This window comes from Exiguobacterium aurantiacum (assembly GCF_001766415.1).
Lineage (GTDB): Bacteria > Bacillota > Bacilli > Exiguobacteriales > Exiguobacteriaceae > Exiguobacterium > Exiguobacterium aurantiacum_A.
This window is the reverse complement of the sequence record NZ_MKXO01000001.1, coordinates 685,849-699,362: the sequence shown is the minus strand read 5'-3', so window position 1 is coordinate 699,362 and position 13,514 is coordinate 685,849. Positions and strand designations below refer to the sequence as shown.

Below are 13,514 nucleotides of genomic sequence, written 5' to 3'. Positions count from 1 at the left end.
GAAGCATGGCATTTGAAGGATTATCAGAACGGTTGCAATCGACATTGGCGAAAATGCGGGGGAAAGGTAAGATTTCCGAAGCAGACGTCAAAGAGATGATGAGAGAAGTTCGTCTCGCGCTCCTTGAGGCCGACGTTAACTTCAAAGTGGTCAAACAGTTCGTCAACGACGTGAAAGAACGGTCAATCGGCCAAGACGTCATGAAATCGTTGACACCTGGACAACAAGTCGTCAAGATCGTTCATGAAGAATTAACGACCTTGATGGGGAGTGATGTCGTCCCGATCACCTTTAGTTCAAAACCACCGACAGTCGTCATGATGGTCGGATTACAAGGTGCGGGTAAGACGACGACGACCGGAAAGCTCGCGAACTTGATTCGCAAAAAGCATAACCGGAGTCCGCTTCTCGTCGCTGCTGATATTTATCGGCCGGCGGCCATCAAACAGCTCGAGACTCTCGGCAAGCAACTCGATTTACCGGTGTTCTCACTTGGCGATCAAGTGACGCCGGAAGAAATCGTCACAAAAGCGCTCGAGCACGCCAAAGTTAATCATCACGATTTCGTGTTGATAGATACGGCCGGTCGTCTTCATATCGACGAGACGCTCATGGGCGAACTCGAAAATGTGAAAACGATCGCCAAACCGAATGAAATCTTCCTCGTCGTCGATGCGATGACGGGTCAAGATGCGGTCAATGTGGCCGATCGCTTTAATGATTTGCTCGGAATTACCGGCGTCGTGTTGACAAAACTCGACGGTGATACACGTGGTGGGGCAGCCCTTTCAATCAAGGCAGTCACGGGAGCGCCGATTAAGTTCGTCGGTCTCGGTGAAAAGTTGGATGCCCTCGAACCTTTCTATCCGGAGCGCATGGCGTCACGGATCCTTGGAATGGGTGACGTGCTCACGCTCATCGAAAAAGCGGAGTCACAAATGGACCAAGATGCCGCGAAAGAGCTTGAAAGCAAAATTCGTGATGCATCGTTCACGTTCGATGATTTTATCGAGCAATTGGGTCAAGTGAAAAACATGGGCCCAATTGATGAATTACTCTCGATGTTACCTGGTGCAGGTAAGATGAAAGGGTTGAAGAACGTCCAAATCGACGAGAAGCAACTCGATCATGTCGAGGCAATCATCCGGTCGATGACGAAACATGAGCGCACGAATCCTGAAGTGCTCAACGCCAGTCGTCGCAAGCGGATCGCAAAAGGGAGCGGTCGTTCCATCCAGGAAGTGAACCGTCTCATCAAACAGTTCGATGACATGAAGAAGCTCATGAAGCAGATGTCAGGACAAATGAAAGGGAAGAAAAAAGGTCTCGGCCTTCCATTCTTCTAAGAAAACTTTTGTCAGTCAGGCAAAAAAGCAGTATACTATTAAAGTTGTCAATTCTTAAACACATAATGGAGGTATATTACCATGGCAGTTAAAATTCGTCTCAAGCGCATGGGCGCAAATAAATCACCTTTTTACCGGATCGTTGTAGCAGATTCACGTTCACCACGTGATGGCCGTTTCATCGAACAACTCGGTCACTACAACCCGGTTGCAAAACCAGAAGCAGAAGTTCGCATCAACGAAGAACTCGCGCTCAAATGGTTGGCAGACGGCGCGAAGCCATCTGACACAGTCCGCAACTTGTTCTCTAAAGCAGGGATCATGGAGAAATTCCACAACGCGAAAAACGCGAAGTAACCCTGTGGCCGACCTTTTATGAGGTCGGCCTATTTTTTTGAGGAGGTTTTATGATGGATTGGTTAAACGTAGGCAAAATCGCCAACACGCACGGTTTAAAAGGGGAATTGAAGTTGCTCGCCGCGACTGATTTTCCAGAAGAACGCTTTAAAATTGGTGAAACGCTCTACCTTGACGTCGACGGGAAGAAGATGCCGCTCGAAGTGACGACGTATCGTCCGCACAAACAGTTCCATCTCGTCACGTTCAAAGGGCTAGACAACATCAATCTCGTCGAGAAGTACAAAGGGATGTCGCTCTACGTCCATGCCGGAAACGTCCACGAGCTTCCGGAGCATGAATTTTACTACCACGAGATCATCGGATGCGAGGCCGTCGTCGACGGAGAAGTGATCGGTGTCGTCGAGGACATCTTTGAGACCAATGGCGCGAACGACGTCTGGGTCATCAAGCGTCCCGGCAAGACGGATGCGCTCATCCCGTACATCGAGTCGGTCGTCAAAGACATCGACGTCGAAGCGAAACGTGTCATCATCACGCCGATCCCTGGAATGATCGACGATGAAAATTGATGTCTTGACCTTGTTCCCGGAAATGTTCGCCCCGCTCGATCATTCGATCGTCGGGCGTGCCCGGACACTCGGCCAAGTCGAAGTGAAGTTCACGAACTTCCGTGACTTCTCGACGAACAAACATCATAAAGTCGATGATGCTCCGTATGGAGGCGGCGCCGGGATGCTACTCACGCCGCAGCCGATGTTTGATGCGTTCGATTCGCTCGCAAAATCGAAGCCGCGCGTCATCGTGACGACGCCGACGGGGCGACCGTTCACTCAACGTGTCGCCGAAGAGTGGGCGAACGAAGAGCACTTGATCTTCTTATGCGGCCATTACGAAGGATTCGACCAACGGATCCACGACGAACTCGCGACAGACGAAGTGTCGATCGGAGACTTCGTGATGACGGGTGGGGAACTCGCGGCGATGGTCATGATCGACGCGACGGTCCGCCTCATCCCGGAAGTGCTCGGCGATCAAGCGAGCCACGAGGACGACTCGTTTTCGACCGGGCTCCTCGAGTATCCGCATTATACGAGACCGGCTGACTTCCGCGGCCTCAAAGTCCCGGACGTCCTGTTGTCGGGCAATCACGCCAAAATCGAGTCGTGGCGCCGCGAGCGTTCGCTCGAACGAACGTTCAGGCGTCGACCGGAACTGTTAGACCAAATCGATCTGTCGCCGGCCGATAAAAATTTCATCGAATCGTTGCGCGATTCATAAAATTATGCTATGTTTGAGCATGTGGGTTAGCCCCACCGATTACCGATGTTCCGCTATTGGATGCCGAGGCAAACGAAGATATGAACATTGAAGAAAAAGGAGATCAATTCATGAACGCACAAAAACTGTTCCGTGAAATCACAGAAGAACAATTCAAATCGGACGTCCCTGCTTTCCGTCCTGGTGACACAGTACGTGTCCACGTTAAAGTCGTAGAGGGAACGCGTGAGCGTATCCAGATCTTCGAAGGCGTAGTCATCAAGCGTAAAGGTGGCGGCATCAGCGAAACATTCACAGTCCGTAAGATTTCTTACGGCGTAGGTGTTGAGCGTGCATTCCCGCTTCACTCACCGCGTGTCGCGCAAATCGAAGTCGTTCGTTACGGTAAAGTTCGCCGTGCGAAACTTTACTACCTCCGCAACCTTCGCGGTAAAGCAGCACGTATTAAAGAAATCCGTCGTTAAGATGGGGAAAGCTTGTCGCTTGCGACAAGCTTCTTTTTTTCTAGTACAATAAGTTCAAACGGACAGAGGAGTGAGGCAATTTGAAAGAAGTGTTCAGTTGGCTTAAAGCAATCGTAGTGGCGCTCGTCATCGCGTTCGTGATCCGGACGTTCATCTTTGTACCTGTCATCGTCGAAGGTGAGTCGATGATGCCGACGCTCCAAAACGCCGATCGAATGATCGTCAGCAAAATCTCTAACTACGTCGGTGAACTCGACCGGGGCGATATTATCGTCTTTCATGCGACTGAATCAAAGGACTATATTAAACGCGTCATCGCCATTCCTGGCGATACGCTTGAATATCGGGACGATACGCTCTACTTGAACGGAGAAGCAGTCGAAGAACCGTATTTAGAGGATTTTCAAGCCCAAATGAACGGCTTTCCTCTAACCGAGAACTTTACGCTCGAACAAGTGACAGGTGAAGCGGTCGTACCGGAAGGCTCATACTTCGTTATGGGAGATAACCGACAAAACTCGAAAGACAGCCGTGAAATCGGCTTTGTCTCGAAAGAAAGCGTCGTCGGCAAAACGAACTTTGTGTTCTGGCCGATGGGTGACTTCGGGACGGTAGAAGAATAAGGTGGTGTTTTTTTGGCAATTCAATGGTTCCCTGGCCACATGGCCAAGGCGCGAAGACAAGTAACAGAAAAGTTAAAACTGATTGACGTCGTCATCGAACTCGTCGATGCACGTGTTCCGCAATCGAGCCGAAATCCGATGGTCGATGAGATCACGGCGGGTAAACCGCGGCTGATCGTGTTGAACAAGGCTGACATGGCCGATCAAGCCGTCACCGACGCCTGGATGCGCGCCCTGAAGCGTGACGACATCGAAGTCGTCGCCGTCGATGCGAAGCATAGCAAAGGCTTAAAGCAGCTCATGACGGGCGCAGAGAAGCTCATGAAAGACAAGCACGACCGCATGCGTGAGAAAGGCCGTAATCCTGGCCCGATCCGTGCCCTCATCATCGGCATCCCGAACGTCGGGAAGTCGACACTGATCAACCGGCTCGCCGGACGCAACATCGCCATCACCGGGGACCGCCCTGGTGTGACGAAACGGCAGCAATGGATCAAGATGAAAGGCGGCGAGATGGAACTGCTCGACACGCCTGGTATTCTATGGCCGAAGTTCGAGGACCAGATGGTCGGATATCGCTTAGCTGCTACGGGTGCGATCAAGGACGACATTTTAAACCTCGATGACATCGCGATGTATGCAGCGCGTGAACTGCGCGCCCGTTACCCGGAACAGTTGAAAGAGCGGTTTAAACTCGACGACTTGCCGGAAGACGCGGTCGAACTGCTCGAGTTGATCGGGAAAAAACGTGGCCTTCTCAGCGGCGGCTACGTCGATTTCGAAAAAGCGAGCGAACTATTATTGAATGAGCTTCGTCATGAGAAGATCGGACGTGTCTCGCTTGAGACGCCGGCAGATCATAATATGGCGTGAAGTCCTGTGAAAACAGGGCTTTTTTGGATAGGAGGCAGATCGTGACGATTCAAGAGATTAAACAACGGCTAAAAACCGTCCGATATGAAGAGTGGGACGATGTCCGGGCCGAACTGAAGGATGACCCGCGCGCGGGCGTCCAGGCGCTCCTGGAGCAACGTCAGAGACGATTTGACGCGGAGCGGGACGAGCGGGACGACTATACACGCCGCCTGCAGTATGAGGCCGAGCTGAAACAGCAAGGCTTCAAGTTGGTCGCTGGCATCGACGAGGTCGGGCGGGGACCGCTCGCGGGTCCTGTCGTCGCGGCGGCCGTCGTCTTGCCGGACGATTTTTACAGCCCGGGACTGAACGATTCAAAGAAGATGACGAAAGCGGCACGGGAACGAGCATATGCAACGATCCTCGACGAGGCATTCGTCGGGGTCGGAATCGTCGACGCGGAAGTGATCGATCAAATCAATATTTATGAAGCGACGAAGCTCGCGATGACCGAGGCGGTCCGACAGCTTGACGGGGCCGACGCGCTCTTGATTGACGCGATGACACTCGAGCTCGATTTGCCGCAGACGTCGCTCATCAAAGGGGACGAGTTGAGCGTCTCGATCGCGGCGGCGAGCGTCGTCGCCAAAGTCGTCCGCGACAAGATGATGGAAGAGTTCGCCGCGACGTATCCGGGATACGGTTTCGAACGCAACGCCGGCTACGGGACGGAACTTCATTTGAACGCGTTGAACGAGCGCGGCATCACACCGATTCATCGCAAGTCGTTCGCACCGATTAAACATATGATATGAAAGGGGGAGCCCGATGCGGATCGATCACCAAGGCGTCCTGCCGTTCAAAGTCACTGAACAGACGTCGCGTCAGCTGCTCGTCGGCAACACGGTCGTCGGCAGGGTACTCCAGCTCTTGCCCGGGAACGAAGCGGTCATGCAACTGCCGCAAGGACTGTTCCGGGTCGGGGTGAACGCAGACGTTAAAGAGAACGTCACGTACAAGATGGTCGTCACCGAGCTCGAGCCGAAACTCGTCCTGAAAGTGATGCCGCCTACGGCGGAACCGGCCCAGGCCGGGAAGACACCGGTGACGTTACTCCTAGAACAACTCGGCCGCTTCTCAAAAGAGGCCATCCAGACACCGGAATCCGTCAAAGCGATGGGACGGCAACTGCTCGAGAGCGGGGCCGGAAGTGACGTCAAACAGCTCGTCGGGGAACTGTTCAAGGCGAAAGGCGACCCGAAGTTTGAACAGTTCGTGCGGGCCCAAGAGACGTTCAACGCGGTCCAGACGCCGCCGTTCGTCGTCCAAGCATTTCACATACCGCAATTAGGACCGTTCGAACAAGTCAGGTTCCGGCTTGAGGCCCCGAAAAGCGAGATGATCGACGCAGACCATGCCCGTATCGTCTTATTTCTAGAAACGCCTCGTTTCGGCGAGACGGGCATCGACCTGCTCGTTCAAAAGCGGCACGTCACCGTGAAAGTATTCAACGAACAACACGACTTGTCCCCGTTCATCAAAGCGTACGAGCCGCTGCTCGGCAGTGCGCTCAAAGCGAACGGCTATGAACTGTCCCGATTCTCGTTCGAAGTGAGACAAGATTCGCTCCCCGAGACGTTCGCCCCGTTAGGAAAGGTGGATTTTCATGTATGATGGACCGTAAAAAAGCAATCGCCTTGTCTTACGAACAATCGATGGAATCTCCGCGCGTCGTCGCGAAGGGCGGCGGCCTCGTCGCCGAACGGATGCTCGCCCTCGCACAAGAGAACGGTATCCCGATCCATGAAGACCCGGCGCTGTTGTCACTCCTGTCGGCGTTACAGATCGAAGAGCATATTCCGGACGACTTGTATCAAGTGATCGCTGAACTTTTTGTGTTTCTCTATCAGATGGAACAAGGTAAAATCGAAAATGTCTAGGGGTAGATGTGAAAAAAAGATGAAAACTTAAAGCAAGAACGATAGACAGCGCTTTCAGTTTTTCGTTACAATAGATATGCCGATATCAAAGGGGACTAAGGGGGAAACTAAATGAATATCCATGAGTATCAGGCGAAAGAATTGCTTAGAACGTTTGGAGTGGCCGTACCTACGGGCTATCCGGCTTTCACGGTAGAAGAAGCAGTTGCAGCAGCCGCCAAGCTAGACGGTGAATTGAAAGTAGTCAAAGCACAGATCCACGCAGGTGGCCGCGGGAAAGCCGGCGGCGTCAAACTTGCCAGAACGGATGAGGAAGTAAAACAGTACGCGACAGAGATTCTCGGTAAGACGCTCGTCACGCACCAGACTGGACCTGAAGGAAAAGTCGTGCAGCGCCTCTATATCGAAGAAGGTTCTGCCATCGATCAAGAATTTTACTTAGGACTTGTGCTTGACCGTTCGATCGGCCGAATTGTCATCATGGGTTCATCTGAAGGCGGTATGGACATCGAAGAAGTCGCTGAACATACTCCTGAAAAGATTCATAAAGAAATCGTCGACCCGGTCGTCGGACTCCGTCCGTTCCAGGCGCGCCGTCTTGCTTTCAAGATGGAAGTGCCGACTAAACTCGTCAACAAGTTTAGCGACATGGTCATGAAGCTTTATAAAGTGTACGTCGAGACGGACTGCACGATTGCGGAGATCAACCCGCTCGTCACGACGAAAGACGGTAACGTCGTCGCGCTCGATGCGAAATTGAACTTTGACAGCAACGCGCTTTATCGTCATACGGACATCGTCGATCTTCGTGACACGACGGAAGAAGATCCGCGTGAAGTCGAGGCGTCGAAACACGACCTTAGCTATATCGCCCTTGACGGCAATATCGGCTGTCTCGTAAACGGTGCCGGCCTCGCCATGGCGACGATGGATATCATCAAGCACTACGGCGCCGAACCCGCTAACTTCCTCGATGTAGGCGGCGGTGCGACAAAAGAAAAAGTCACAGAAGCGTTCAAATTGATTTTGTCGGATGACCAAGTCAAAGGAATCTTCGTCAACATCTTCGGTGGCATCATGAAGTGTGACATCATCGCCGAAGGAATCGTCGCGGCGACAAAAGAAATCGGACTCGACTTGCCACTCGTCGTCCGCTTAGAAGGAACAAACGTGGATGCGGGAAGACGCATTCTCGATGAATCTGGACTTGCGATCACTTCTGCGACCTCGATGGATGATGGGGCAGAAAAAATCGCGGCACTCGTTCGATAAGGGGGAAACGACATGAGTATTTGGGTGAATCAAGATACAAAAGTGATCATTCAAGGGATCACGGGGAAACAAGGTATGTTCCATGGCGAACAGATGTTAGCGTATAACACGAAACTGGTCGGCGGGGTCACACCTGGTAAAGGTGGTACGACCGTACTCGACAACGTACCTGTGTTTAACACTGTCTCTGACGCGGTCGAGGCGACCGGTGCGAACGCATCGATCATCTACGTGCCACCAGCTTTCGCGGCCGACTCGATCATGGAAGCGGCTGATAGCGGCATCGAACTCATCATCTGTATCACGGAAGGGATTCCTGTCATCGACATGATCCAAGTGAGCCGCTATCTCGAAGACAAACCGGCCCGTTTGATCGGACCGAACTGCCCAGGGATCATCACGCCGGGTGAGGCGAAACTTGGCATCATGCCAGGCTACATCCACACGAAAGGCCATGTCGGCATCGTCTCACGTTCAGGGACGCTCACGTATGAAGCGGTCCATCAGTTGACGACGGCCGGAATCGGCCAATCGACTGCGGTCGGGATTGGTGGGGACCCGGTCAACGGGACGAACTTCATCGACACGCTCCAAGCGTTCAACGAAGATGAAGACACGCTTGCGGTCATCATGATCGGCGAGATCGGTGGGACGGCTGAAGAAGAAGCCGCTGAATGGGTCAAGGCGAACATGACGAAACCGGTCATCGGTTTCATCGGTGGTCAGACGGCTCCTGAAGGCAAACGGATGGGCCACGCTGGAGCGATCATCTCAGGCGGAAAAGGAACGGCCGCTGAAAAAATTAAGACGTTAAACGCAAACGGGATCGAAGTCGCCGAGACACCTGCTGTCATCGGTGAGACACTCATCCGTGTGCTTAAAAATGAAGGTCTGTATGATGCTTGTGTCACGGGACAACCGACGACGTAAGACCAATCGGAATGAGGGGTGCGCGCATCCCTCATTTTTTTAAAGGAGATTGTGATGAATCAAACAATAGCTCGTTTTGCGGCAGAACGTTTGCCGGTCGAGTTCGTCCATCATTACTTATCAAATCCGGGTCTGACGGAACGGAATTCGTTCCATCCGAACGTATGGAAAAAAGCGAATCGGGCCTTCCGTTCAACGGTCACGTATGACCGTTTTTTGACGTGGGAGGACGAATTGTTCCCACGAATGCTATTACATATCCCCAACCCTCCGTACTGTTTGTTTTATCAGGGCGATTTAGAGGTACTACAAGAACAAACGACCGCTTTGGTCGGGAGTCGTGAATTGAATCGGATCAGTCGACCGCTCGTTGAATATTTACACCCTTTAATAGAAGAAACTGTATCGATTTCAGGCGGCGCGATCGGTATTGACGGACTTGTTCATGAGTTGGCAGTCAGGCGGAACCGACCGACGATTGCGGTCCTCGGTTCCGGCTTTTCGCACATGTATCCACATGTTCATCACCAACTGTTCGACCAGATCTCGAAACAAGGATTGCTCCTCAGTGAATATACTCCGGAAACACCTGTCAAAAAATTTCAATTTTTAGAACGAAATCGAATTGTCAGTGGATTAGGCGACCGGCTCGTCGTCGTCCAAGCGAGACGAAAGAGCGGGACGATGAATACGGTGAGTCATGCGCTCGAGCAAGGCAAGACGGTGTTTGCGGTGCCGGGAAGTCCGCTCGATCCGTTAGCGGAAGGACCGAATAAATTGATTGAAGAAGGAGCGATTCCTTTGACGAATCCCGACCAAATTTTGAATGGTGCGATGATTGCACGTTGACAAACGGTCGGTAACATGAATATTATGGTAGGGATTTAAATGACCTCCAAAAGGGGAGCAGATGTATGGCAAAATATTTGGTGATCGTCGAATCACCTGCGAAAGCAAAGACAATTAAACGTTATTTAGGATCAAACTACACGGTCAAAGCGTCCATGGGTCACGTCATCGATTTACCGAAAAGTCAACTCGGTGTCGACGTTGAGCATGACTTTGAACCGAAGTACATCACGATCCGTGGAAAAGGCCCAGTGTTAAAAGAACTGAAGACGGCCGCTAAAAAAGCGACGAAAATTTTTCTCGCGGCTGACCCGGATCGCGAAGGGGAAGCAATCGCCTGGCACTTAGCCCGTGCCCTCGGCGTCGATGAAACGACAGAATGTCGTGTCGTCTTCAACGAGATCACAAAAGATGCGATTAAAGAATCATTTAAACATCCACGCAAGATCAATCACGATCTCGTCGACGCCCAACAGGCGCGACGGATTCTCGACCGTCTTGTCGGATACGGGATGAGCCCGTTGTTATGGAAGAAAGTCAAAAAAGGTTTGTCAGCCGGTCGTGTTCAATCCGTCGCTGTCAAAATGATCATCGACCGCGAACGTGAAATCAACGCCTTTGACCCGGAAGAGTACTGGACGATTAAACTGATGCTCAACCATGAGGGTGAGACGTTTGAGACATCGTTCTACGGAAAAGACGGGAAAAAGATGGAGTTGAAGACGGAAGCGGATGCCGACGCCGTCCTCAAGACGATCGATGAGTCATTCAAAGTCATCGATGTCACGAAGAAAGAGCGGAAGCGTAACGCATCATTACCGTTCACGACAAGTTCACTCCAACAAGATGCGGCCCGGAAACTGAACTTCCGCGCCAAGAAGACGATGATGCTCGCCCAACAGCTTTACGAAGGAATCGACCTTGGTAAGAAAGAAGGGACTGTCGGGTTGATCACGTATATGCGTACCGACTCGACACGAATTTCTGACTTGGCGAAAGACGAAGCGAAATCGTATATCGAATCGACGTTTGGTGCAGAGTACGTCGCCTCTCAAAAGCAGAAAGAGAAAAAAGCGGCGAACGCACAGGATGCCCACGAGGCAATCCGGCCGACGTCGGCGTTACGTGACCCGGCTTCGATGAAGGCGTACTTGTCACGGGATCAACTCCGATTGTATAAACTCATCTGGGAACGGTTGGTCGCGAGTCAAATGGCGCCAGCGATTCTTGATACGGTGAAAATCGACGTCGAATCGAACGGCATGATTTTCCGTGCCAACGGATCGACCGTCAAATTCCCAGGTTTCATGAAAGTGTATATCGAGTCAAAAGACGACGATATCGAAGACACGAACTTAGAGCGGGAAGGATTGCTTCCGCCGCTTGAAGTCGACGACATGGTCGCATTCGAGACGGTCGAGCCGAAGCAACACTTCACACAGCCACCACCGCGTTACAGTGAAGCGAGACTCGTCCGAGCGATGGAAGAGCTCGGCATCGGTCGTCCGTCGACTTACGCGCCGACACTCGACACGATCCAAAAGCGCGGTTACGTCGTGCTTGAAGAGAAAAAATTCATTCCGACCGAGCTCGGAGAACTTGTCATCGAGATGATCGATGAGTACTTTAACGACTTCATCACGGTACAGTTCACAGCCGACATGGAGACGCTTCTTGATTCGATCGCCAATGAAGAAGTCGAGTGGACGGAAGTCGTTGCCCCGATTTACCGGTCATTCGAGAAACGTTTGAAACGGGCCGAATCCGAAATTGAGAAGATCGAAGTGAAAGACGAGCCAGCCGGTATCGATTGTGAGATCTGCGGTTCGCCGATGGTCATCAAGATGGGACGGTACGGCAAGTTCATGGCTTGTTCTGGATTCCCGAACTGTACGAACACGAAGCCGGTTCAAGTCGAAATCGGCGTCCCGTGCCCGAACTGTAAAGACGGACAAGTCGTCGAGCGCCGCAGTAAGAAAGGTCGCCTGTTCTATGGTTGCTCGAACTATCCAGACTGTGAGTTCGTCTCATGGGACAAACCGGTCGCGAAACCGTGTCCTGAATGCGGTAAGTTGATGGTTGAGAAAAAGATTAAAGATGGCGTCAAATATCAATGCACGAACTGTACCCATACCGAGGTACATCAGTTAGAGGAGGATTAACCTTGCAGCAACGTGTAACTGTGATCGGAGCGGGCCTCGCCGGCTCCGAGGCGGCTTGGCAACTCGCAAAACGCGGGATTCAAGTCGATTTGTATGAAATGAGACCAGTCCGACAGACGCCGGCGCACCATACGGATCAGTTTGCTGAACTGGTCTGCTCGAACTCGCTTCGGGCGAACGGACTTCAAAATGCGGTCGGTGTGTTAAAAGAAGAGATGCGCACACTCGACTCGCTCATCTTGAAAGCTGCGGATACGGCAAGCGTTCCGGCCGGTGGCGCCCTCGCCGTCGACCGTCACGACTTCGCGGGCTTCGTCACCGACACGCTCAAGAATCATCCGCTCGTGAAGGTACACAACGAAGAGATTAAACAGATTCCGGACGGGGTCGTCATCATGGCGACGGGACCGCTCACGTCTCCTGACTTGTCTGCTTCATTGAAAGCTTTCACCGGTGAAGATTATTTATACTTCTACGATGCGGCCGCTCCGATATTAGACGGAGAGACGATCGACCGAGAGAAGGTCTACTTGAAGTCACGTTATGACAAAGGCGAGGCGGCTTATCTCAACTGTCCGATGACGGAAGAAGAGTTTAATCTGTTTTACGAAGAACTCGTCAAAGCCGAAGTCGTACCGCTCAAAGAGTTTGAGAAAGAGATTTACTTCGAAGGCTGCATGCCGTTTGAAGTGATCGCTCAACGCGGGAAGAAGACGCTCTTGTTCGGACCGATGAAACCGGTCGGACTCGAAGACCCGAAAACGGGTAAACGTCCGTTTGCGGTCGTCCAACTTCGCCAAGACAATTCGGCCGGAACGCTCTATAACTTGGTCGGGTTCCAAACCCACCTCAAGTGGGGCGAGCAAAAACGGATCATTCAATTGATCCCAGGTCTCGAGAATGCGGAGATCGTCCGTTACGGTGTCATGCACCGGAACACGTTCATCAATTCACCGAGCCTGTTGAAACCGACGTATCAGGCCCGTACTCGCGATACGCTATTTTTCGCCGGTCAGATGACCGGTGTCGAAGGCTACGTCGAGTCAGCCGCGTCAGGACTACTCGCCGGAATCAACGCGGCGAAGATGGTTGCCGGTGAAGAGCTGCTCGTCCTCCCGCGCGAGACGATGCTCGGTTCGATGGCGCATTACATCACGACGACAGACGGGAAGCACTTCCAACCGATGAATGCAAACTTCGGTCTCGTGCCGTCGCTCGAAGATGCGCCGAAGAAGATGAAAAAGCAAGAACGCTATGAGCGCTATGCGAATCGTGCCCTTGAGACGATTCAGCAATATAAAGAGATTTAAGGGAAAGGAGCCAATTTTTGGTTCCTTTTTTTGTGAATTTAAATTTCAATTGTGTAATTTGTGCAATACTTTGAAAATTTTCAGATTATTGAAGGGGTTTCTATTGTCACCTCTGATTCTGTATG

The 13,514-nt window shown here is 52.0% G+C and carries 15 protein-coding genes; all 15 read left to right on the top strand.

All coding sequences use genetic code 11. From position 1 onward, the window contains the following. Positions 1-5: 5 nt before the first annotated feature. On the top strand, positions 6-1,346 hold the full coding sequence (gene ffh, locus BJU60_RS03615; protein ID WP_070327512.1) for a signal recognition particle protein: 1,341 nt from the start codon (positions 6-8) through the stop codon (positions 1,344-1,346). An 81-nt stretch (positions 1,347-1,427) separates the two neighbouring features. Then, positions 1,428-1,703, top strand: coding sequence for a 30S ribosomal protein S16 (gene rpsP, locus BJU60_RS03610; RefSeq protein WP_021067098.1), 276 nt, complete (start codon positions 1,428-1,430; stop codon positions 1,701-1,703). Between the two features lie 53 nt (positions 1,704-1,756). Continuing rightward, complete coding sequence (rimM, locus tag BJU60_RS03605) at positions 1,757-2,275, top strand: ribosome maturation factor RimM (RefSeq protein WP_070327511.1); 519 nt, start codon at positions 1,757-1,759, stop codon at positions 2,273-2,275. Continuing rightward, positions 2,265-2,984 carry a tRNA (guanosine(37)-N1)-methyltransferase TrmD gene (trmD, locus tag BJU60_RS03600; protein ID WP_070327510.1) on the top strand — a complete coding sequence of 240 codons (720 nt, stop codon included), beginning with the start codon at positions 2,265-2,267 and terminating at the stop codon, positions 2,982-2,984. Before rimM ends, trmD begins: the two co-directional genes overlap by 11 nt. 110 nt (positions 2,985-3,094) lie before the next feature. Next, complete coding sequence (gene rplS, locus BJU60_RS03595) at positions 3,095-3,448, top strand: 50S ribosomal protein L19 (protein WP_070327950.1); 354 nt, start codon at positions 3,095-3,097, stop codon at positions 3,446-3,448. An 80-nt stretch (positions 3,449-3,528) separates the two neighbouring features. Further along, positions 3,529-4,071, top strand: a complete 543-nt coding sequence (gene lepB, locus BJU60_RS03590; protein WP_016508241.1) for a signal peptidase I — start codon at positions 3,529-3,531, stop codon at positions 4,069-4,071. A 12-nt stretch (positions 4,072-4,083) separates the two neighbouring features. Continuing rightward, positions 4,084-4,944 (top strand): ribosome biogenesis GTPase YlqF, encoded by an 861-nt coding sequence (ylqF, locus tag BJU60_RS03585; protein ID WP_070327509.1) that lies wholly within the window; start codon positions 4,084-4,086, stop codon positions 4,942-4,944. Between the two features lie 41 nt (positions 4,945-4,985). Then, on the top strand, positions 4,986-5,741 hold the full coding sequence (locus tag BJU60_RS03580) for a ribonuclease HII (RefSeq protein WP_302050620.1): 756 nt from the start codon (positions 4,986-4,988) through the stop codon (positions 5,739-5,741). 13 nt (positions 5,742-5,754) lie between these two features. Next, positions 5,755-6,600: a hypothetical protein gene (locus BJU60_RS03575; RefSeq protein WP_070327508.1), complete on the top strand. Its 846-nt coding sequence runs from the start codon at positions 5,755-5,757 to the stop codon at positions 6,598-6,600. Further along, positions 6,600-6,866: an EscU/YscU/HrcU family type III secretion system export apparatus switch protein gene (locus BJU60_RS03570; protein WP_016508266.1), complete on the top strand. Its 267-nt coding sequence runs from the start codon at positions 6,600-6,602 to the stop codon at positions 6,864-6,866. Before BJU60_RS03575 ends, BJU60_RS03570 begins: the two co-directional genes overlap by 1 nt. 111 nt (positions 6,867-6,977) lie before the next feature. Continuing rightward, positions 6,978-8,138, top strand: a complete 1,161-nt coding sequence (gene sucC, locus BJU60_RS03565) for an ADP-forming succinate--CoA ligase subunit beta (RefSeq protein WP_070327507.1) — start codon at positions 6,978-6,980, stop codon at positions 8,136-8,138. A 12-nt stretch (positions 8,139-8,150) separates the two neighbouring features. Next, complete coding sequence (gene sucD / locus BJU60_RS03560; protein ID WP_070327506.1) at positions 8,151-9,068, top strand: succinate--CoA ligase subunit alpha; 918 nt, start codon at positions 8,151-8,153, stop codon at positions 9,066-9,068. Between the two features lie 54 nt (positions 9,069-9,122). Then, positions 9,123-9,917, top strand: a complete 795-nt coding sequence (gene dprA / locus BJU60_RS03555; protein WP_070327505.1) for a DNA-processing protein DprA — start codon at positions 9,123-9,125, stop codon at positions 9,915-9,917. Positions 9,918-9,982: 65 nt separating this feature from the next. After that, positions 9,983-12,079, top strand: coding sequence for a type I DNA topoisomerase (gene topA, locus BJU60_RS03550; RefSeq protein ID WP_070327504.1), 2,097 nt, complete (start codon positions 9,983-9,985; stop codon positions 12,077-12,079). 2 nt (positions 12,080-12,081) lie between these two features. Next, positions 12,082-13,389 (top strand): FADH(2)-oxidizing methylenetetrahydrofolate--tRNA-(uracil(54)-C(5))-methyltransferase TrmFO, encoded by a 1,308-nt coding sequence (trmFO, locus tag BJU60_RS03545; RefSeq protein WP_438802333.1) that lies wholly within the window; start codon positions 12,082-12,084, stop codon positions 13,387-13,389. Positions 13,390-13,514 lie beyond the last annotated feature (125 nt).